General features: G+C 69.5%; 23 protein-coding genes. 11 read left to right on the top strand and 12 right to left on the bottom strand.

Annotated elements, in window-relative coordinates; translation table 11 throughout:
- Window positions 1–28: 28 nt before the first annotated feature.
- Genes ACQPWU_RS03970 through ACQPWU_RS03955 form a run of 4 tightly spaced genes read left to right on the top strand, consistent with a single transcriptional unit; the run spans window position 29 to window position 3,122 of the window.
- Window positions 29–655, top strand: a complete 627-nt coding sequence (locus ACQPWU_RS03970; protein ID WP_433436955.1) for an HAD family hydrolase — start codon at window positions 29–31, stop codon at window positions 653–655.
- Window positions 656–708: 53 nt separating this feature from the next.
- A complete protein-coding gene (locus ACQPWU_RS03965) occupies window positions 709–1,647 on the top strand; it encodes a ribose-phosphate diphosphokinase (protein ID WP_433436954.1) in 939 nt (312 codons plus the stop codon).
- Window positions 1,648–1,695: 48 nt separating this feature from the next.
- The gene (locus ACQPWU_RS03960) at window positions 1,696–2,424 is read left to right on the top strand and encodes a nucleotidyltransferase domain-containing protein (protein ID WP_433436953.1); all 729 of its coding nucleotides are present in this window, start codon (window positions 1,696–1,698) and stop codon (window positions 2,422–2,424) included.
- Window positions 2,425–2,483: 59 nt separating this feature from the next.
- A complete protein-coding gene (locus ACQPWU_RS03955; protein WP_433436952.1) occupies window positions 2,484–3,122 on the top strand; it encodes a maleylpyruvate isomerase N-terminal domain-containing protein in 639 nt (212 codons plus the stop codon).
- 1 nt (window position 3,123) lies between these two features.
- On the opposite strand, the gene ACQPWU_RS03950 is transcribed toward ACQPWU_RS03955, so the two are convergent.
- Entirely contained in the window at window positions 3,124–3,690 is a 567-nt protein-coding gene (locus ACQPWU_RS03950) for a TetR/AcrR family transcriptional regulator (protein WP_433436951.1), read from the bottom strand.
- Between the two features lie 73 nt (window positions 3,691–3,763).
- On the opposite strand from ACQPWU_RS03950, the gene ACQPWU_RS03945 reads away from it, so the two are divergent.
- Both ACQPWU_RS03945 and ACQPWU_RS03940 read left to right on the top strand, forming a co-directional pair.
- Entirely contained in the window at window positions 3,764–4,939 is a 1,176-nt protein-coding gene (locus tag ACQPWU_RS03945; protein ID WP_433436950.1) for an FAD-dependent monooxygenase, read from the top strand.
- Between the two features lie 58 nt (window positions 4,940–4,997).
- Window positions 4,998–5,822, top strand: a complete 825-nt coding sequence (locus ACQPWU_RS03940) for an NmrA family NAD(P)-binding protein (RefSeq protein ID WP_433436949.1) — start codon at window positions 4,998–5,000, stop codon at window positions 5,820–5,822.
- On the opposite strand, the gene ACQPWU_RS03935 is transcribed toward ACQPWU_RS03940, so the two are convergent.
- Window positions 5,783–6,859 (bottom strand): alpha/beta hydrolase family protein, encoded by a 1,077-nt coding sequence (locus ACQPWU_RS03935; protein ID WP_433436948.1) that lies wholly within the window; start codon window positions 6,857–6,859, stop codon window positions 5,783–5,785. The two genes, ACQPWU_RS03940 and ACQPWU_RS03935, sit on opposite strands and share 40 nt — an antisense overlap.
- Between ACQPWU_RS03935 and ACQPWU_RS03930 the strand changes: the two genes are divergently transcribed.
- Entirely contained in the window at window positions 6,794–7,492 is a 699-nt protein-coding gene (locus ACQPWU_RS03930) for a response regulator (protein ID WP_433445151.1), read from the top strand. The genes ACQPWU_RS03935 and ACQPWU_RS03930 overlap by 66 nt on opposite strands.
- Here the strand turns inward: ACQPWU_RS03930 and ACQPWU_RS03925 are convergent.
- Genes ACQPWU_RS03925 through ACQPWU_RS03905 form a run of 5 tightly spaced genes read right to left on the bottom strand, consistent with a single transcriptional unit; the run spans window position 7,489 to window position 13,061 of the window.
- Window positions 7,489–8,493: an ABC transporter ATP-binding protein gene (locus ACQPWU_RS03925; protein WP_433436947.1), complete on the bottom strand. Its 1,005-nt coding sequence runs from the start codon at window positions 8,491–8,493 to the stop codon at window positions 7,489–7,491. The two genes, ACQPWU_RS03930 and ACQPWU_RS03925, sit on opposite strands and share 4 nt — an antisense overlap.
- Window positions 8,490–9,464, bottom strand: coding sequence for an ABC transporter ATP-binding protein (locus ACQPWU_RS03920; protein WP_433436946.1), 975 nt, complete (start codon window positions 9,462–9,464; stop codon window positions 8,490–8,492). The genes ACQPWU_RS03925 and ACQPWU_RS03920 overlap by 4 nt, the downstream gene beginning before the upstream one ends.
- Window positions 9,461–10,342 (bottom strand): ABC transporter permease, encoded by an 882-nt coding sequence (locus ACQPWU_RS03915; RefSeq protein ID WP_433436945.1) that lies wholly within the window; start codon window positions 10,340–10,342, stop codon window positions 9,461–9,463. The genes ACQPWU_RS03920 and ACQPWU_RS03915 overlap by 4 nt, the downstream gene beginning before the upstream one ends.
- Entirely contained in the window at window positions 10,339–11,391 is a 1,053-nt protein-coding gene (locus ACQPWU_RS03910) for an ABC transporter permease (RefSeq protein WP_360705641.1), read from the bottom strand. The genes ACQPWU_RS03915 and ACQPWU_RS03910 overlap by 4 nt, the downstream gene beginning before the upstream one ends.
- Entirely contained in the window at window positions 11,388–13,061 is a 1,674-nt protein-coding gene (locus ACQPWU_RS03905) for an ABC transporter substrate-binding protein (RefSeq protein ID WP_433436944.1), read from the bottom strand. Before ACQPWU_RS03905 ends, ACQPWU_RS03910 begins: the two co-directional genes overlap by 4 nt.
- Window positions 13,062–13,433: 372 nt before the next feature.
- On the opposite strand from ACQPWU_RS03905, the gene ACQPWU_RS03900 reads away from it, so the two are divergent.
- Window positions 13,434–13,988, top strand: a complete 555-nt coding sequence (locus ACQPWU_RS03900; RefSeq protein ID WP_433436943.1) for a type 1 glutamine amidotransferase domain-containing protein — start codon at window positions 13,434–13,436, stop codon at window positions 13,986–13,988.
- A gap of 2 nt (window positions 13,989–13,990) precedes the next feature.
- On the opposite strand, the gene ACQPWU_RS03895 is transcribed toward ACQPWU_RS03900, so the two are convergent.
- Window positions 13,991–14,554 (bottom strand): TetR/AcrR family transcriptional regulator, encoded by a 564-nt coding sequence (locus ACQPWU_RS03895; protein ID WP_433436942.1) that lies wholly within the window; start codon window positions 14,552–14,554, stop codon window positions 13,991–13,993.
- Window positions 14,555–14,652: 98 nt separating this feature from the next.
- Between ACQPWU_RS03895 and ACQPWU_RS03890 the strand changes: the two genes are divergently transcribed.
- From ACQPWU_RS03890 to ACQPWU_RS03880, 3 genes are all read left to right on the top strand, one after another.
- Window positions 14,653–15,561, top strand: coding sequence for a zinc-binding dehydrogenase (locus ACQPWU_RS03890; protein ID WP_433436941.1), 909 nt, complete (start codon window positions 14,653–14,655; stop codon window positions 15,559–15,561).
- A gap of 98 nt (window positions 15,562–15,659) precedes the next feature.
- Window positions 15,660–17,192: an amino acid permease gene (locus ACQPWU_RS03885; protein WP_433436940.1), complete on the top strand. Its 1,533-nt coding sequence runs from the start codon at window positions 15,660–15,662 to the stop codon at window positions 17,190–17,192.
- A gap of 54 nt (window positions 17,193–17,246) precedes the next feature.
- Window positions 17,247–17,441, top strand: a complete 195-nt coding sequence (locus ACQPWU_RS03880; protein ID WP_433436939.1) for a hypothetical protein — start codon at window positions 17,247–17,249, stop codon at window positions 17,439–17,441.
- A 141-nt stretch (window positions 17,442–17,582) separates the two neighbouring features.
- Here ACQPWU_RS03880 and lipB read toward each other — a convergent pair whose 3' ends face one another.
- From lipB to ACQPWU_RS03860, 4 genes are all read right to left on the bottom strand, one after another.
- Window positions 17,583–18,218 (bottom strand): lipoyl(octanoyl) transferase LipB, encoded by a 636-nt coding sequence (gene lipB, locus ACQPWU_RS03875; RefSeq protein WP_433436938.1) that lies wholly within the window; start codon window positions 18,216–18,218, stop codon window positions 17,583–17,585.
- Window positions 18,219–18,389: 171 nt separating this feature from the next.
- On the bottom strand, window positions 18,390–18,584 hold the full coding sequence (locus tag ACQPWU_RS03870) for a PspC domain-containing protein (protein WP_360700543.1): 195 nt from the start codon (window positions 18,582–18,584) through the stop codon (window positions 18,390–18,392).
- Window positions 18,585–18,645: 61 nt separating this feature from the next.
- A complete protein-coding gene (locus ACQPWU_RS03865) occupies window positions 18,646–19,152 on the bottom strand; it encodes an HAD domain-containing protein (RefSeq protein ID WP_433436937.1) in 507 nt (168 codons plus the stop codon).
- Window positions 19,149–20,066, bottom strand: a complete 918-nt coding sequence (locus tag ACQPWU_RS03860) for an AraC family transcriptional regulator (RefSeq protein WP_433436936.1) — start codon at window positions 20,064–20,066, stop codon at window positions 19,149–19,151. The genes ACQPWU_RS03865 and ACQPWU_RS03860 overlap by 4 nt, the downstream gene beginning before the upstream one ends.
- Window positions 20,067–20,080: the final 14 nt, after the last annotated feature.

Here is a 20,080-nt window from a genome sequence, read left to right as displayed (position 1 = left end):
GTGATTGGCTTGCCGCGTGGAAGCGTGCGTGTTCGACCTTGATGGTGTGCTGGTGGATTCCGAGCCGGTGTGGGAGGAGGTACGGCGGGCCTTCGTCGCCGACCACGGCGGCACGTGGCAGCCGGACACGCAGTCCAGGCTCATGGGCATGAGCACCGCGGAGTGGGCCGCGTACCTGCACTCGCTCGGAGTGTCACTGCCCCCTGACGAGATCGCGCGGGGCGTGGTCGACCAGATGGCCGCCCGCTACCGCGACGGGGTGCCGCTGATGCCGGGGGCGGTGAAGGCGGTGCGGCGGCTGTACGAGACGGTCACGCTGGGCCTGGCCAGCTCGTCCCCGCGTGCGCTGATCGACGCGGTCCTGGACGCGGCCGAGCTGAAGCAGTGCTTCGCGGCCACCGTCTCGACCGAGGAGGTCGCGCGCGGCAAGCCGGCGCCCGACGGATACCTGGAGGCGGCCCTGCGGCTCGGGGTCGATCCCCGGGGGTGCGTCGCGGTCGAGGACTCGAGCAACGGGCTGCGCTCGGCGCACGCGGCGGGCATGCGGGTGATCGCCGTGCCCCATCCGCACTACCCGCCCGCGCCGGACGCGCTGGCCCTGGCGTGGCGCGTCCTGCCCGACCTCGACGCGCTGACCCCCGAGCTGCTCACCTGAACCCGGGGGCGCTTTCGTGAACCCCCAGGCCAGGTGGCTATGCTTACGGAATCGTGCGAGACATCACGGTTTTCAGCGGCAGCGCCCATCCCGAGCTGGCCGAAGAGATCTGCCGCCACTTGGGCACGCCACTCCACCCGGTGAGGATCGAGCGCTTCGCCAATGACGTGCTCGAGGTGCAGCTCCAGGCCAACTGCCGCGAGCGCGACGTGTTCCTCATCCAGCCGCTCGTGCCGCCCGTGCAAGAGCATCTGGTCGAGCTGCTGCTGATGCTCGACGCGGCCCGCGGCGCGTCGGCCGCGAGGACCACCGTGGTTCTGCCTCACTATGCGTTCGCACGATCGGACAAGAAGGACGCCCCGCGCATCTCGATCGGCGCGCGGCTGGTCGCCGACCTGATGGTCACCGCGGGCGCCAATCGAGTGCTGGCGATGACGCTGCACTCACCGCAGGTGCACGGCTTCTTCAGCGTCCCCGTCGACCACCTCCACGCGCTGCGCGAGCTGGCCGCGCACTTCCGCCAGTACGACCTGTCGAACACGGTCGTCGTCTCCCCCGACCTCGGCAACGCCAAGGAGGCCGCCCACTTCGCCCGCCTGCTCGGCACCGGGGTCGCGATGGGCGCCAAGCAGCGCTTCAGCGACGACCGGGTGGTGATCAGCTCGGTGATCGGCGACGTCGCCGGCAAGGATGTGATCATCCTGGACGACGAGATCGCCAAGGGCAGCACGGTCATCGAGCTGCTCGACCGGCTGCGCGAGCGCGGCGCGCGTACGGTGCGGGTGGCGTGCACGCACGGACTGTTCGCGAGCGGGGCGGTCGAACGGCTGAGCGCGCTGCCCGAGGTCGCGGAGATCGTCTCCACCAACACCGTGCCGCCACCCAAGCCCAGCGACAAGCTCACCGTGTTGTCGATCGCCCCCGCGCTGGCCGAGGCGATGCGCCGCATTCACGACGGCGAGTCAGTGAGCGCGCTGTTCGACGCACCTTGATGACCTGACCGGTGGCACCTATGCCGCGAATCGATCATAGTTGCCAATATGCACGCAGCGACCGAACGACTGCTGAGCGACTTTCTCCAGGGCATCGAACCGGCTGTTCCCCTGGTCGCACTTTGGGCGCACGGCTCGCTGGCTGCCGGCGACTACCAGCCCGGGCGCAGCGACCTGGACCTGGTCGCGGTCGTCGACACGCCGGTGACAATGGAGCAGTGGCGCCGTATCAAGGCCGCCCACCGGGCGCTCGACCAGCCCCTGGCGGCCCGGCTGCACTGCTCCTACATGGCCAGGGAAGAGCTGGCCGACCTCTCCACCGAGCATGTGACGTGGGCTCACGAGCAGATCTTCCGCCGACCCGTCACCGCGATCACCCGCCGCGAGCTGCACGACGGGGCTCTCCGGCTCTACGGCCCTCCACCCGCCGGCCTGCTGCCTCCCGTGTCGGATGACGAGGTGGCCGAGTACGTACGGGCCGACTTACGTGACTACTGGCTCATCAAGACGCGCGGGCGGCGGCGCTGGCTGCGCGACATCTGGGTGGACCTGGGCATGCTCACGGTCGCCAGGGCCACGGTCACGCTGCGGGAGGGGCGGCTGATCAGCAAGCGGGAGGCCCTGGACGTGCTCCCCGAGCTGGGGGCGCCGGAGAAGGTGGTGGCCGACGTGCGAGCCCGCAGGTACGGGACGGCGGCACCGGTGCTGAGCCGCTTCAGGAGGGGCCGGCTGGCCCGCGCGTTCATCAGATCGGCGATCAGGAAGGCGCTGACCTGACCGAGCGAACGGATAGTGTGGGCGCGAGTTACCGCCTGAAATCAGGAGAAGGGCAGCAAATGGGGGAAATCAGGCAGTCCTATCTGGTGGCCGCGGAGTCGGCGGTGTCGCTGCTGCGCGCTCCCGCGGTGGCGGCGGCCTGGGACAAGCCGAGCGCGCTCACCGAGTTCAGCGTCGCGGGGCTGGCCGGGCATCTGGCCCACCAGCTCGTCAGGGTCCGTGACGTGCTCGTGCCGAACGGGCAGGTCCAGGAGCCGATCGAGCTCCTGGAGCACTATTCGAGGTCGCCGTGGGTGCAGGCGGGGCTCGACCACGAGAGCAACGTGAGCGTCAGGCGCGGCGGGCAGGCGGCCGCGGCGGACGGACCCGGGGCGCTGGTGGAAAGGACGCAGGCGCTGCTCGACCTGCTGACCGCCGCCCTGCCGGCCGAGCCCGCCGGCCGGGTCGTGGAGCTGCCCTGGTCGGGCTGGGCGCTGCGGCTCGACGACTTCCTGCTCACGCGGCTGGTGGAGCTGGTCGTGCACTCGGACGACCTGGCGGCGAGCGTGGGGCTGAACACGCCGGAGCTGCCCTCGTCGGTCATCGATCCCGTGGTGGAACTGCTGGCCCGGCTCGCCGTCCACCGGCACGGGCCGACGGCGGTCATCCGCACCCTGAGCCGCGCCGAGCGCGCTCCGGCCACCATAAGCGCCTTCTAGCTCACGAGGCGATCATGCGCAGGGCCGTGACGACCTCGCGGCCCGACAGCGCGCTGTCCGGGTCCAGCAGCCACTGCGACAGGAACCCCGTCAGCATGGCCTGGTAGACCGTCCCCACCAGCCGCTCGCGCTCCGGATCGCTCCCGGGCTCAAGCCCCTCGAACAGCTCGGCCAGACCCACCCGCGCCTCCTTGATGGAGCGCACCAGCTGCTCGCGCACCTCGGGCACGTGGTCGATCTGCCCCAGCAGCTCGAACTGCGTCACCCAGAGCGGCCGGAGCCTGGAGAACGACTCCGTCACCCGATCCCAGGCCGCCTCGAACCGCTCCAGCGGCGTCGTGTCCGCCTTGACGTCGGCCGACAGAGCGACCGCCAGCTCGTCCCCCCACTCGCGCATCGCCTCGAAGAGCGCCTCGTTCATCAGCGCTTCCTTCGACTTGAAGTGGTAGCCGATGCCCGCCAGGCTCACCCCGGAAGCGTTGGCTATGTCGCGCGCCGTCGTACGCGAATAGCCCTTCTCGATCAGGCACCGCTTCGCCCCGGCCAGCAGGTCTTCCCTGTTTCCCATGCTCAGAGACTAGCACAACTGTCTTGAAAATTTGTCCTAGACAAGCGTCTGAGACGTATGTACTGTCATGGCCATGACGAACATCCTCATCTCCGGCGCGAGCATCGCCGGCACCGCGACGGCGTACTGGCTCAGGCGACACGGCTTCGACGTGACAGTGGTCGAGCGGGCCCCCGCGATCCGCGAGGGCGGATACAAGGTGGACATCCGGGGCGCCGCCCTCCAGGTGATCGAGCGCATGGGGATCATGGACGCGGTCCGCGTCAGGAGCACGGACATGCGGATCGCCACCCACTACGACGCCAGAGGCAGGAAGGTCGCGACGATGGACGCCGACCTGTTCGGCGGGCGCACGGGCGACGACGTCGAGATCATGCGCGGCGACCTGAACGAGCTGCTGTACGACCTCACCCGCCACGACGTCGAGTACGTCTTCGGCGACTCCGTCACGGGCATCGCCGAGGACGGCACGGTGAGGTTCGAGCGTTCGGCGCCGCGCAGGTTCGACCTGGTCGTCGGGGCCGACGGCGCGCACTCCAACACCAGGAGGATCGCCTTCGGCGAGGAGTCCGAGTACGCCCGCGACCTCGGCTACTACATCTCGATCTGCACGGTCCCCAACAAGCTGGGCCTCGATCGCGAGGAGGCCGTGCACGCGGCCCCCGGCAGGACCGCGAACGTCTACAGCACCAGGCAGGACACCCGCGCCAAGGCCCTGTTCATGTGGTCGTCGGAGCCGCTGGCCCACGACCACCGCGACGTCGACGCCCAGAAGGACCTCCTGATGAAGGCCATGCGGGGCGTCGAATGGGAGGTGCCCCAACTGCTCGAGTCCGTACGCGACGCCGAGGACTTCTACTTCGACTCGGTCACCCAGATCCACATGGACAGCTGGTCGAAGGGGCGCGTCGTGCTCGTGGGCGACGCGGCATACTGCGCCTCGCCCGCCTCGGGGCAGGGCACGAGCCTGGCGCTCGTGGGCGCGTACGTGCTGGCGGGCGAGCTGGCGAAGGGCGGCGGCGCGGAGGGCTACGAGCGCGAGATGCGCCCGTTCGTCGAGGCCAACCAGGCACTCGGGCCCGCCAACGTCAAGGGCATGGTGATCGGGTCGCGTGCGGCCCTCTGGTTCCAGCTCAAGATGATCAAGTTGCTGCCCCACCTGCCCGGCCGCGACCGGATGATCGACAGGATCGCCGGCCCCATCCACCGCGCCGCGAACGCCATCTCGCTCAAGTCATATATGGAATGAAGCGTTCCGTTCTGCTATTCTGAGATCAGAACATTCCGTTCCAATGAAGGGGTTCGCCATGACCATCCTCGTCACCGGAGCCACCGGGACCGTCGGCCGTCTCGTCGTCGAGGAGCTCCTCGCGGCCGGGCAGCACGTACGCGCCCTGACCAGGAACCCCGCCAAGGCCGGACTTCCCGAGAGCGTCGAGGTCGTCGCCGGAGACCTCGCCCGGCCCGAGTCGCTGAAGGACGCCTTCGAGGGCGTCACCGGCGTGCACTTCATCAACTTCGCGGGCGACGACTACGCGGCCCTGCCCGACGGAGCCGCGCTCGTCGCGCTGGCCGTCGAGGCGGGTGTGCGGCGGGTCACCGTGCTGGGCGGCCGGGAGGACGGCCCGCTGGAGCAGGCGCTGGCCGCGACCGACCTGGAGTGGACGCTGCTCAACCCGGTCGAGTTCATGTCCAACACGCTGCGCTGGTGGGCCCACACGGTGAAGACGGAAGGCGTCATCAAGGAGCCCTTCGGCGACCGGCTGAGCGCCCTGGTGCACGAGCGCGACATCGCGGCCGTGGCCGCGACGGTGCTGGCCGAGGGCGGCCACGGCGGCAGGACGTACGTGTTGACGGGCCCCGAGGCGATCACGCTCAGGCAGAAGGTCGAGATCCTGGGGGCGTCGATCGGCCGGCACATCGAGTACGTGGAGCTGACCGTGGACGAGGCGCGGGCCAAGTGGGCCGCCGACGGCATGGGTGAGCAGACCATCGAGTTCCTCGTCCACGCCCTGGGCGACACCCCGGAGGTCGGCTACACGGTGGTCCCGACCGTGCGCGAGATCACCGGCCGGGACGCGCGCGGCTTCGCTCAGTGGGCCTCGGAGAACGCCGACGCGTTCCGGGTGTGATCGGTGACCTCGGGATAGTCCTCGACCGGGGTCCGCTTACCGAGCAGGTGCCGGTCGAGAAAGCTGACCAGGTGAGCGTGGGTGATCCGCAGCGCCCGCGCGCCGTCCAGCTCCTGCGCGGGGAGGCCGAGCCGCGGCCTGAGCACGGCGTAGTCGACGAACGCCGAGTGGTCGGTCCCCGCCACCGTGATCCAGCGCTTCCAGCCCTTCAGGTTGGCCCAGGCCTTGTCCCACGAGCCGTAGCCGGGCGCGTGCTCCGGCGCCCCGACCAGCATGAACGGCCGGTCGAGCGGCTCGTCCAGCGCGAACGTGCCGTCCAGGTTGACGCCGGCCCTGATCCGGGGGTCGGCGAGCATGGTCTGGGCGGTGGCGTACCCGCCCATGGAGTGGCCGGCCATGGCGATCCTCGACCGGTCGACCACCTTGCCCCACCGGCCCTTGACCAGCTCGCCGAGCACGAAGCGCACGTCCTTGACCCGCCCAGCGGCCACCTTGGCGTTGTCCTGGCCCTTCACGCAGGCCAGGCAGGTGGTGGTCCGGCCGTCGGGGAACGTGGTCGCGACCGACTCGTACGTGTGCTCCACCGCCGCCACCAGGTATCCCCTGCTCGCCAGCTCCTCGGCCAGCGAGGTCAGGGTGGCGCGCGGGAAGGAGAAGCCCGGCGACATGACGACCAAGGGCAGCCTGCCCGGGCTCACGGGAGCGTCGAGCCTGGCGTCCGTCCTGGTCTTGGTGAGCGCGTCCGGGAAGACGTTGGGGAAGCTTTTCAGGATGGCGGCGGACTCCTGGGGCGTCACGTACGGCGCCGGGCGCCCCACGGCACTCTTCACCGGGTACCAGAGCGAGACCATCAGCTCCCGCTGGGACGCCTCGGGGTTCCACGGGTCGGGACGGCTCGAGTCGACCAGGTGCAGGCTGGTCGTGCCGACCGGCCGCGGACCGGTCGGCTTCGGAAGGGCGAGGCCGGCGGCCTGCGCCGGGGCGGCTCCGGCGAGGACCGCCAAGGACATCGCGACTGTCGCGAGGGTTCTACGCATGGGGCCAGGCATGCGGTTCGTGCTGCTCGGCGGAGCTGTGTTCGCGGCCTCGCTGCTCGTGACATCGCGGTCGCCGGCGAGGCGCGCGACGGCGCCGAGGCGGTCTCCGCCGTGCGACGGCTGCGGCCCGAGGTCGTGCTGATGGACGTACGCATGCCGGGCATGGACGGCCTGACCGCCGCCGCCCGCCTCATGTCCGAGCCGGACGCGCCCAAGCTGATCATGCTGACGACGTTCGACCTCGACGAGTACGTACACGAGGCGCTGCGCCTGGGCGCTGTCGGGTTCCTGCTCAAGGACACCCCGCCGAGGGAGCTGGCCGCCGCCGTCCGCACGGTCGCCGGCGGTCAGGCCATGCTCTCCCCTTCGGTCACCAAGCGCCTGCTCGCCGCGTACGTGGACCGCGCGCCCTCACGGGCCGAGGCCGCGCGCAGGCAGCTCGCCCAGCTCACCGGCCGTGAGGAGGAAGTGATCAGGGCGCTGGCCCGCGGCCTGTCCAACGCGGAGATAGGCCGCGAGCTGCACCTGACCGAGGCCACGGTGAAGGCGCACGTCAGCCGCGTGCTGGCCAAGCTGGGCCTGGCCAACCGCGTCCAGGCCGCCATCCTGGTCCACGACGCGGACCTCGGCTAGCCGACGGCGTCCGCGTAGTAGCAGGCCGCCTGCGCCTCGGGGACGGCGGGCAGGATGTCCAGCAGATCGGACCGGCACTTGGTGTCCACCCCCGCCTCGGCCGCCTTCCTGGAGGCGAGCACCTGGCAGCGGGCGTGGAAGCGGCACCCGCCGGGGATCCTCGTCGGGTCCGGCGGCTCGCCGGTGAGCACGATCCGCTCGGGAGACTCCGGCAGCACCGACAGCAGGGCCTGCGTGTACGGGTGCCGCGGCGCCGTCAGGACCTGCTCCACAGGACCCGACTCGACGATCCGGCCCAGGTACATGACCGCCACCCGGTCGGCGATGTTCCAGGCCAGGCCCAGGTCATGGGTGACGACCAGCGCCGACAGCCCCAGCTCCTCGCGGAGCCTGAGCAGCAGGGCGAGGATCTCACCGCGTACGGAGGCGTCCAGCGAGGCCACCGGCTCGTCGGCGATCAGCACCTTGGGGTTCAGCGCCAGCGCTCCGGCGATCACCACGCGCTGCCGCTGCCCGCCCGACAGCTCGTGCGGATAGCGCAGGAAGAACCGGTCGGGCGGCCGCAGCCCAGCCCTGGACAGCGCCTCGGTCACGACCTCCCGCTCGTCCGCCAGGCCATGGATGCGCGGCCCCTCGGCGACCGCCTCGTACACGGTGTGCCTGGGGTTGAGCGAGCCCATCGGGTCCTGCAGGACGAGCTGGACCTGCCTGCGGTACGCCTTGAGAGCCTTGGAGCCGTAGCTCAGCGCGGCGCCGCCGTACCGGATCTCGCCCGAGGTGGGGCGCTCGAGGCCGAGCAGCGTGCGCGCCAGGGTGGTCTTGCCGCAGCCGGACTCGCCGACCAGCGCCACGATCTCGCCCTCGCCGATGGCGAGGTTCACGCCGTCCACGGCCCTGGCGCGTCGCCCGCGCGCGGAGAACTCCACGTGCAGGTCTCGGGCCTCCAGCAGGCTCGGCCGGGCCGTCGAGACCGCCTCTGTGGTGGTCTGCGTCTCGGTCATGAGGCCCCCTCCTTCTCGCGTACGTGCACGCAAGCGGCGGTACGGCGCTCGCCCGCGGGCCACAGCTCCACGTCCAGCGTCGCGCACTCGTCCAGCGCCACGGGGCAGCGCGGGTGGAACGCGCAGCCGCCCGGGAGCTGCATCGGGTCCGGCGGGTCGCCGCCGAGGCCCTTCGGCGCCAGCCGCGAGGCCGGGTCGCCCACCGTGGGGAACGCCGCCGCCAGCGCCCGGCTGTAGGGGTGCTTGGCGTCGTGGAACACCTCGGCGGACGGACCGTGTTCGACGACGCGGCCCGCGTACATGACGGCGAGCTGGTCGCACACGTCCGCCAGGACCGACAGGTCGTGCGAGATCATGATCAGCGAGATGCCGTGCTCGGCGACCAGCTCCTTGATCAGCGTCAGGACCTGCGCCTGCACCATCACGTCGAGCGCGGTGGTCGGCTCGTCGGCGATGATCAGCCGCGGCGAGCAGGCCAGCGCCATCGCGATCATCACGCGCTGCCGCTGCCCGCCCGACAACTCGTGCGGGTAGCTGCGGGCCCGCCAGGCGGGCAGGCCGACCTGTTCGAGCAGCTCGGTCACGCGCTTGCGGGCGGCCTCCGGCTTGGCCAGGCCGTGTACGAGCAGCGGCTCGGCGATCTGGTCGCCGATCCTGCGCACCGGGTTGAGCCCGTGCTGCGCGCCCTGGAACACGATCGAGGCCTCGGCCCACCGCACGGCACGCATGCGACCCCACTTCATGGTGAGCACGTCCTCACCGTCGAGCAGGATCCGGCCGCCGACGCGCGCGTCGCGGGGCAGGAGCCGCAGCAGCGCCATGGCCAGCGTCGACTTGCCGGATCCCGACTCGCCGGCGACTCCGAGTGCCGCTCCGGAGTCGAGCGTCAGCGACACACCGCGCACGGCGGGCACCTCGCCCGAGGCGATCCGGTACGTCACCGACACGTCGTCGAGTTCGAGAAGAGTCATGCCGCCCTCCTGAGCCGCGGGTTCAGCACGGCCTCCAGAGCCCGCCCGACCAGGGTGAACGCCATGACGACGACGAGGATGGCCAGACCGGGAATGAGGATGTACCACCACGCGCCCTGCGTGGCCGCGCCGAAGTCGTAGGAGGAGCGCAGCATGGTCCCCCATGACGTCTTGTTCGCGCTGGCGCCCAGGAAGGCCAGCGTGGACTCGGTGACGATCGCGCTGGCCACCTCCAGCGTGGTGCTGGCCAGCAGCAGCGGCGCCACGTTGGGAAGCACGTGCCTGGTCGTGATGTGCCAGTGCCCGGCGCCGAGCGCCTTCGACCGCTCGATGTAGGGCCTGGCCTCGACGGCGAGCGTCTGGGCTCTGATCAGTCGGGCGGTGGACGGCCAGGAGGTGACCGCGATCGCCATGATCACCGTGAACGTGGTGCCGCCCAGAATGGCCGCCAGCACCAGTGCGGTCACCAGCGAAGGCAGCACCAGGAACCAGTCCGTGACCCGCATGAGCACGCCGCCGACCCATCCGCGGAAGTGCCCTGCGGCGATGCCGATGACCGTGCCGATCACGATGCTGAGCAGGGCGGCGAGGAAGCCGATGAGCAGCGACGTGCGCGAGCCCCACCAGACCATCAGCAGGATCGAGCGGCCGGACTCGTCGGTCCCGAAGGGGAAGTCCAGGCTCGGCGCGGCGAATTTGTCGCCGGTGGCATCGACGACGCTGGTCACGCTCTCGTCGATGAACAGCGGCGCGATCAGTGCGAGCACCACGGCTACGAGCAGGACCACCGTCCCGGCGACGCCTGCTCTGTGGGTGCGGAAGCCGGCCCAGAACCGGCTCACGGCGAGCCTTCTGCGGGCCGCGGCGACGCTGGTCATGCCGACCTCACTCTCGGGTCGAGCATGTGGTAGACCACGTCGGCCAGCGTGTTCATGAGGATCACGGCCACGGTGATCAGCAGGAACGTCCCCTGCATGAGGGTGAAGTCAGGCACCTTGATCGCGCGGTAGAACAGCTGCCCCAGCCCGGGCCAGGTGAAGATCGTCTCCACGGTGACCGCGCCGCCGACCACGAAGCCGATGCGCATGAACACCAGCGTCACCGTGGGCAGCAGGGCGTTGGGCACCGCGTGGCGGCGCCGGACCTCGTCGTCCCGGAGCCCCTTGGCCCTGGCCACGGTCACGTAGTCCTGGCTGACCTCCTCCAGCAGCGACGAGCGCATGATCAGCAGGTATTGGGCGTACACCACGCCCACCAGGGTCAGGCACGGCAGGACCATGTGCGAGGCCACGTCCAGCACGTACGCGAAGCCGTCCGGCGCGTCCACGCTCTCGATGCCCCTGAACGGGAAGAGGCCGGGAATGGGCCCGATGCCGACGCCGAGCACCATCATCAGCAGCAGCCCCAGCCAGAACGTGGGCACCGACCAGAGCACCAGCGACACGCCGGTGGAGAAGCGGTCGGACCTGGTGCCCGGCCGCCATCCGGCCCGCGTGCCCTGCCAGATCCCGAGGCTGACGGCGATGACCAGACCCGTGCCCGCGAGGAGCAACGTCGGGCCGATGCGCTCGCCGATCAGGTCCAGGACCGGCCGCTTGTACTCGTAGGACGTGCCCAGGTCGAGCCTGAGCGTGTTGCCCACGAAGTCGAAGAACTGCTGGAGCACCGGCTTGTCCAGGCCGAGCCGGTGGCGTTCGAGGTTGAGCTGGTCCGGCGTCATGTTGCGGCCCTGCGCAAGGTTCCGCACCGGGTCGCCGGGCAGCAGCCGGAACACGAAGAACGTCCCGACGATCACCATGGCGATGCTGAACAGCGCCCCACCGGCCTTGGACAGCGCGTACTGCAGCGTGCCGCGGCGGGTGGAGCGCTCGTCACCAGAGCCCGCCGCCTGGACGGCGGGCTCTGCTGCTTCTAGCGGAGTGGTCATTCGCGTTCGTCTGCGACGCTCTTGCGCCGCCTGCTCAGGAGGAAGACCGCCAGTCCGATGACCACGACGCCGCCCACGATGCCGACGATGAGGCCGGTGTTGGAGCCGCCGCCGCCGCTGCCGCCGCTCGCCGCCGCGGCCTTGACGTCCACGGTGTAGAACGGCCAGTAGCCGCTGCCGCCGTACAGGAGGCCCTTGTCCTCAGGGATCGGGGTGATGCTGGTGATCCGGTCCTTGCGGTAGCCCTCGAGGTCGTTCGGGTAGTAGATCGCGATGATCGGGGCCTCGGTGTAGAGCCGCTCCTCCATCTTCTTGATGGTCTCGGCGCGCTTGGGCCGGTCGAGCTCCTTCAGCTGCTCCTGGTAGAGCTTCTCGAAGGTCTCGTCGCAGAAGAACGACTCGGTGCCGCCGCCCTCGCCGCCCGGGGCCGGCCTGCGGCTGCACAGGTGCGTGGCCAGGACCTCCTCGGGGTCGGGGTTGACCGACCAGCCGCTGATCGCGATGTCGAACAGGCCGGTGACGCCCGTCTCCTCCGTGAACTTGCTGGAGTCGAGCTTCTTGGTGGTCAGCGTGATGCCGATCTCCTTGAAGAAGCCGGTCAGGTACTCGGCGAGCTTGTCCTCGATCGGGGTGTCGGTGTGGATGCTGAAGCGGAACTCCAGCTTGCGCTTGCCGTCGGGCATCGTACGGACGCCGTCGGCGCCCTTCTTGTAGCCGGCGTCGTCGAGGATCTTGTTGGCCTTGGCGGGGTCGTAGGTGACCTTCTCGTCGCCGGAGGCCTCCCAGAAGAAGTCCTTGTACATCGGCGGCACGATGGAGCCGTCGGCGGGCTTGGCCAGGCCGTTCTGGACCTCGTCGACCAGCTTCTGCTTGTCGATGGCGTAGTGCAGCGCCTGGCGCACCTTGACGTCCTTCAGCGCCGGATGACCGTCGCCGACGGGCTTGTTGTCGGTGGTGGTGGCGCCGTGGTTGATCTGCAGGTACGCCGCGCGGCGGCCCTGGGTGTTCCACGCCTCGATGTTCGGGTCGTTCTGGATGGCCTCGAACTCCGGCGGGGCCATGCGGCCGAGCAGGTCGATGTCACCGTTCTTGAGGCCTGCGACGGCGGCCTGCGGGTTGTCGTAGAAGATGACCTGCAGCTCGTCGACCTTGGGCTTGCCCCGCCAGTAGTTGGGGTTGGCCTGCAGCTTGACGTACTGGTCCTTCTTGTGCTCGATCGCGATGTACGGGCCGCTCGTGACGGCCGGGTACTTCTCGGCGTCGTAGTTGGCCATGTCGGTGACCGACTCCCAGACATGCTTGGGCATGATCGGGATCGGGTTTTCCAGCATGGACGCCTGCGGGGCCTTGAGCTTGATCGTCAGGTCCTGGCCGCTGGCCGTGACACTCTCGTAGTTCTCCACCGCCGGACCGTTGGCCGTCTTGGCGGCCTCGTCCGTCATGATCTTGTTGAACGTCCACGCCGCGTCATCGGCCGTGATCGGCTGGCCGTCCGACCACTTGGCCTGGCGGATCTTGAACGTCCACGTGAGCCCGTCGGGCGACGTGGTCCACGACTCGGCCAGGTCCGGGCTGGGCTGCAGCGTCTTGGAGTCGGGCACCGTGAGGAAGCCGTACATCCAGCGGTGGATCGACGTGGAGACCAGACGGACTGCCAGGAACGGGTTCATCGAGTCCATGGACTGTGTGGCCCCGATGCGGACGATCTTCTTCCCCGCCGCAGGTTCCTGAGCATGGGCCGCTGTCGCGCCCTGACCTGCTACTAATAGCGCGACGCCCAGCACAGCCAGGCGCGCGAACCATTTCCTCATAAGTGCCTCACCTTCAGGCGGGGGTTTCCTGTGTAGAGAAAGGCACACCATACGGAGTCCGCGTGTCAACGCGTGGCGGAAAATTGTTTCATTCTCGTTTCCTTTTTCGGTGTAAATTTTCACCAACCTTGGTACCGACGCGGGGCCCGCGCCCCCGCGGACGAGCCTCCCCGCATACATCCGGCCCCCTCGGTTAGGGGGAGAGGAGATGCAGCCCAAGGGGGAGTTCACATGTTGGACGGCAAGACCATCGCATTCCTGGTCGCTCCCGAAGGAGTCGAGCAGGTAGAGCTCACCGAGCCGTGGAAGGCGGTCAAGCAGGCGGGCGGCACTCCCAAGCTCGTCTCCACCCGGTCGGGCCAGATCCAGGCGTTCCACCACCTGGACAAGGCCGACAGGTTCGCCGTGGACGAAACGGTGGACGACGCCGACCCGGGCTCATTCGACGGCCTCGTGCTTCCTGGAGGCGTCGCGAACCCCGACTTCCTGCGCATGGTGCCGCAGGCCGTGCGGTTCGCCCGCGCCTTCTTCGACACGGGGAAGCCCGTGGCCGCCATCTGCCACGCGCCCTGGACCCTGATCGAGGCGGACGTCGTACGCGGCCGTACCGTCACTTCCTGGCCCAGTCTGCAGACGGACCTGCGCAATGCGGGGGCGACGTGGGTGGACCAGGAGGTCATGGTGTGCACGGAAGGGCCGAACACCTTGGTCACCAGCCGCAAGCCGGACGATCTCAAGGCGTTCTGCCAGGCCGCGACCGACGCGTTCGGCGAGGAGCAGCCGTAGTTTCAGGCGAGGAGGGCTTCGGCCAGGCCCCGGACCGAGGACTTGAGCCGGGCCACCCCGCCGTCCGCCATGACGTGCCGGGCCAGGTCGGCGTCGAAGGAGCCGAGCAGCGCGTGGGCGGCGAACTCCGCGTCGAGGCGGCCTTCGCCGCCCGGCCCGGCCTCGGCGATCAGCGCGGTCACATGGGCGTGCCAGCGCAGATAGGTCGGATCGAGATACTTGTCATCGGCGCAGGCCCGCTCGTGGGCGGCGAAGAGGGCGAGATTGCGCTGGGCGAGCTCGGCCAGCTCGTCGAGGAAGGCCATCAGCCGCTCTCTGGGCGGCGTGCCGGGCCCGAGCACCGAGCCGGGCGACTCGATGGCGAGCGCCAGCGCGGCGGCCCGTTCGGCGAGCAGCTCCTGGAAGAGCCCGGTCCTGCTGCCGAAGCGCCGGAACAGCGTGCCCTTGCCCACACCCGCCGCCGCGGCCACCCGGTCGAGTGAGATGTGCTCGGCGCCGTAGGTGGCGAGCAGCTCTTCCGTGGCCCGCAGGATCGCCTCTCGGTTGCGCGTGGCGTCTGATCGCACTCCACTCTCCTCGGTTGCAAACGGACCGTCGGTCCTCATACTATCCCTGCCATCGAAGCGGACCGCTAGTCCGCATCTGTGAGCCAGGGAGGTAGCGCATGCGCGCATTGGTGGCGGGTCCAGGGGCCGAGGGACGATTCGCGGAGGTGCCCGAGCCCGTGCCGGGCCCGGGTCAGGCGCTAGTGGAGATCCACCACGTGTCCGTGAACTTCAGCGACCTGCGGCACATGGGCCGCCTGCCGCAGGGCACGATGCTCGGCTACGACGCGGCCGGGGTCGTCCTGCGGGCCGCCGAGGACGGCACGGGTCCCGGCGTGGGCGCGAGGGTGGCGGCGTTCGGTGCGGGGGCGTGGGCCGAGCGGGCGGCGTTCGACACGGACTCGATCGCCGTGGTGCCCGAGCAAGTGGATCTCGTGCGGGCGGCCGCGCTCCCGATGACCGGCCTCACGGCGCTGCGCTCGCTCCGGGCCGCAGGGCCCGCGCCGGGCTCCCGCGTCCTGGTCACCGGGGCGTCGGGTGCGGTGGGGCGGCTGGCCGTGCAGCTGGCCCGGCGGTCGGGTGCGCACGTCATCGCCTCCGTCAGCAGGCCGGAACGCGCCCACCTCCTGCCCGACACCGCCACCGTCGAGGTGGTCGTGGGGCTCGACGGCGTCGAACCGGTCGACATCGTGATCGAGACGGTCGGCGGTCCGACGCTCGTCACCGCATGGTCCCTGCTGAAGCCCGGCGGCAACCTTCAGAGCATCGGCTGGGCGTCAGAACAGTCCGCCACCTTCCCCCCGAACTCGACCTTCTCCCTGGGCCCGGCCAAGTCGCTCAACTCGTTCGGCGACGTGGCGGCCCCCGCCGCGGACCTGGCCCAACTCCTCGCCCTCATGGCCACCGGCGAACTGTCCGTCGAAATCGGCCGGCACGGCCCATGGGGAGACCTCGAGGGCGCGAAGGCCGCCCAGCTCGACCGTTCCGTCGCCGGAAAGATCACCCTCGAAGTTGGCCAAGCAGCCTGACGAGCCCGAAACCCACCTGTAACGCCTTGTCCTCGAGAGGGAAATGGTCTAGATGTAGTCCAAATGGAGCGTCCTCCGCACCCCCCAGGGAGACCTCAATGACCACTGAAGAGGATTCCAGGCGACTCGCCGAGCTCGGCTACAAGCAGGAGCTGGCCCGCACCTGGAGCGGTTTCTCGAACTTCGCCATCTCCTTCTCGATCATCTCCATCCTCGCCGGTTGCTTCACGACCTTCGGACAAGCTTGGAACAACGGCGGCCCCATCGCCATCTCGTGGGGCTGGCCGCTGATCTCCCTGTTCATCCTGATCATCGGGTTCTGCATGTCGGAGCTGGTGTCGGCGTACCCGACGGCGGGCGGCATCTACTGGTGGGCCGCCACGCTGGGCAAGCCGATCCACGGCTGGTTCACCGGCTGGCTCAACCTGATCGGCCTCATCGCCGTCACCGCGTCGGTCGACTACGGCTGTGCCACGTTCCTCAACATCACGATCAGCCGCCTGACCAGCGGCGGCTGGGAGGGCACGCTCCACCAGGCGTTCCTGCTGTTCGTGATCATCCTGGTCCTGCACGCCCTGATCAACATCTACAGCCACAAGCTCATCTCGCTGCTGCAGAACATCTCGGTCTGGTGGCACGTCGCCGGCGCGGCGGTCGTGGTCGCCATCCTGATCTTCGCGCCCACCCGGCACCAGTCACTCGGTTTCGTGTTCACCGAGATGATCAACAACTCCGGCTTCGGCTCGCCGGACGATCGGGGACTCCCCTTCTGGCTGTACGTGCTGCCGCTCGGCTTCCTGCTCACCCAGTACACGATCACCGGCTTCGACGCCTGTGCGCACGTGTCGGAGGAGACGCAGGGCGCGGCCAAGACCGCCGCCCGCGGCCTGTGGCAGTCGATCTTCTACTCGGCGATCGGCGGCTGGATCCTCCTGCTGTCGTTCCTGTTCGCGGCCACGAATGTCGACGAGATCAACAAGCAACTGGGCTTCGTCGGCGCGATCTTCACGACCGCGCTCTCCTCGCCGCTGGCCACCGCGATCTTCGCGATCTCCACGATCGGCCAGTTCTTCTGCGGGATGAGCTGCGTCACCTCGATGTCGCGCATGACGTACGCGTTCTCCCGGGACGGCGCGGTGCCCGGCTGGCGGCTGTGGTCGAAGGTGGACCGCAACCGCACCCCCGTCAACGCCATCCTGGCCGGCTGCGCCGTGGCCGCGCTGATCACGCTGCCCGCCCTCTACGCCCCTGCCGGCTCGACCACTCCGGTCGCGTTCTTCGCCGTCGTTTCGATCGCGGTCATCGGCCTCTACCTGGCGTTCCTGATCCCGATCTGGCTGCGGCTGCGGATGGGCGACAAGTTCGTCCCCGGTCCGTGGACGCTGGGCAGGAAGTACAAGGCGCTGTGCTGGATCGCGTGCGTCGAGATCGTGATCATCTCGATCTACTTCGTCATGCCGTTCTCGCCCGCCGGGGTGCCCGGCAACAAGGCCTTCACCTGGACCTCGGTCAACTATGCCCCGATCGCGGTCGGAGTCGTGCTGATCGGCATCGCCCTGTGGTGGACGCTGTCGGCCAGGCACTGGTTCACGGGCCCCCGCCGCACCGTCGACGAGGTCCCGGTCTCCTGACCCTCACGTGGGTACGGCTGACGCCGGCCGTACCCACGTGTTAGCAAGTTGCGCATGGCAACGTTCTACATCCGCGATGTCCCAGAGCCGATCGCCGACTTGTTGAAGGAGCACGCGGCTGAAGCGGGCATGTCCCTTTCGGCTTACGTCGCGCGGGAGTTGGCAGTTGTCGCCGCCAGACCGACCAATGCCGAAACAGTCAACCGGCTCAAAGTCCCGGGATCGCTCCCAGGGGCCGTCTACCGCTGACATCCTCGACGCCGTTCATGAGGGCAGATCATCATCGACTCGTCCGCGTGAGTCGAGGCTTTGACGGGATGCGAGGCGGATGTCGAGCTCAACGGCGGCGGGCATGGCGCCGACGTGCAGGTCTTCCCGCGCAGCTGAAGGTCAGGACGCCTCGAAGGCGGCGGCCACGGCCGTGCGGACCTCGTCCATCGAGGCCGTGCCCAGCTCGCGCTTGAGCGAGGTCATGTCCACGTCGGGCATCCCGCAGGCGATCGCCCAGTCCCACGGCGACAGGTCGCCGTCGACGTTGAGCGCGAACCCGTGGCTCGTGACACCCCTGCTCTGCCGCATCCCGATCGAGATGATCTTGCGGTCGGTCTCGGTCGTCCAGACGCCGGTCAGCAGCTCTGAGCCCGGCGGCGTGTCGCGGCGCTCCGCGGGCAGGCCCAGCTTGCCCAGCGCCTCGACCAGCCGCAGCTCCACCTCGCGCACGTAGTCGACGATGCCCTGGTCCTCGGCGAGCTTGACGATGAGGTAGCCGACGAGCTGCCCAGGCCCGTGGTAGGTGAGCTGGCCGCCACGCCCGGTCTCCATGACGGGGATGCCCCGGGAGGGGTCGGGCAGGTGGGCCATCGGAGTGCGGCGCCCGATCGTGTAGACGGACGGGTGGCTGAGCAACCACAACGTGTCCGGCCGCGCGTCCTGCTGGCGCTGGCCGACCATGTCGGTCATCTGCTCCATCGCCGTGTCGTAGTCGACGAGATCGTCCTGAATGAGTGTCAGCGGCCTTGCCCTCATCCTTCGAGGATAAGCCGCATCCCGACCAGCCCGGACTCGGGATCCCAGACGGACCTGCCGCCACGCCGGGGACGAAGTGCGAGCCGGACGCGCCGGCGACTGGCGGTCAGCCGAAGCAGGCCGTCCGCCGGTCCCGTGGCGGGCGGCCCGTCGGCATCCTCGCCGCGCACGCTACGCCGCCGTACGGTAGCCCCTCGGCTCCTCCGGGATGAGGATCCACATGGCGACGTAGACGACCCACAACGGCCCAGGGATGAGCGACAGCAGCAGCCAGAGGATGCGGACGAGGGTGGGCGGCATGCCCAGCTTGTCGGCGAGACCGCCGCAGACCCCGGCCAGAATCCTGTGCTCTCGTGAGCGGTACATGATGTTTCCTCCGTGTGTGACACCTACCTGTGAAACGGACAGCCAGGCCCACGGACTCCCGTCAGGAACCCTGAGAAAACCCTGTAAGGGTCAGCCATTCATGCGCCATGCCCAGATGTCGGCTGGTCAGTCCTGTTCTGGGGTCCACGTGGATGAGGAGGAAATCATCCAGACCCTGATGCACCCTGAGGTACTCCTCGTCCTCCGCCCACACCTGGTCGTCGAACCAGACGAACGGCCGCCGCCCCGCGTACGCGGCCACGTGCGGCGTCTTGAACATCTCCCCGTGCTCGGACGGCACGTCCGGGTTCAGGGAGATGACGGGGAGCGAGGGCAGGCCGATCCTGGGCGCGATCCACTCGTTGGCGTGCTGCTCCCACGTCGTCGCCCAGACCAGCTCCGAGCCGGTCGACAGGGCCAGCTCGAGCAGCCGGCGGCCGTGTCCCGGGTTGAGGTTCACGATGTAGACCTCGCCGCCGATCGTGCACCGGTAGCGCCTGAAGTCGGGGGTGGGCCGTCCCATCGGGTTGAGCACCCCGTCCACGTCCAGCAGGAGGAGAGGTTTCATCCGGCTCGATACTCCTGCGGGCTGATCCCCCGTACGCGCTTGAAGGCCGCGCTGAGCGCGAACGGGCTCCCGTACCCCACCTTCCTGGCCACCGACCCGATCGTCGCGTCGGGCTCGCGCAGCAGGTCGGCGGCGAGCGCCAGGCGCCAGTCCGTGAGGAAGGCCATCGGCGGTTCGCCCACCAGCTCGGTGAAGCGCCTGGCCAGCGATGCCCTGGAGACGCCCACCTGGGCGGCCAGCGCGGCGACCGTCCACGGGTGGGCCGGATTGTGCTGCATCAGGCGCATGGCCTTGCCCACCACCGGGTCGCTCATCGCGCGGTACCAGCCGGGCGCCTCATTCGAGTGAGTGGCGAACCATGAGCGCAGCACCGCGATGAGCAGCAGGTCGAGCAGCCGGTCGAGGACCGCCTCCTGCCCCGGCTCGTCCTTGACGATCTCGGCGCCGAGCCACGAGATGATCGGGTCGCCCGGCTGCGTGAGCAGCGGAGGCAGCGCCTCGAGCAGCCGCCTGCTGACCTCTCCCTCCAGGTTGTACGTGCCGGTGAGCAGCACCGTGCTCCCGTCTGGGTCGTTGCCCCACGTACGGACGCCCAGGTCCATCGCCTGGTGGAGCGACTGACCGTCGGGCGTCGAGCAGTGCTGGCCGGGGTGGATGATGATCTGCGGCGCGATGTCCGGATCCGAGGCCACCGTGTACGGCTCCGGCCCCCGGCTGATCGCGACCTCCCCCGGCGCGAGGCGCACGGGGTCGGCGCCGTCGAGCACGATCCACGACTCCCCGCCCACCTGCGCGATCACCGACAGCGGGGCCTCGTCCTGGATCCGCAGCGACCAGGGCGGATCAAGGATCGACCGGAGCAGGAAGGCGCCGCGGGCTCGCGGGCCGTCGAGTAGCGCCGCGAGGTGGTCCATGGGCTAGACGATCG

Source organism: Nonomuraea sp. CA-141351 (genome assembly GCF_050944675.1).
Lineage (GTDB): Bacteria > Actinomycetota > Actinomycetes > Streptosporangiales > Streptosporangiaceae > Nonomuraea.
The sequence above is the reverse complement of the archived record's forward strand: the minus strand, read 5'-3'. Positions and strand labels throughout refer to the sequence as shown.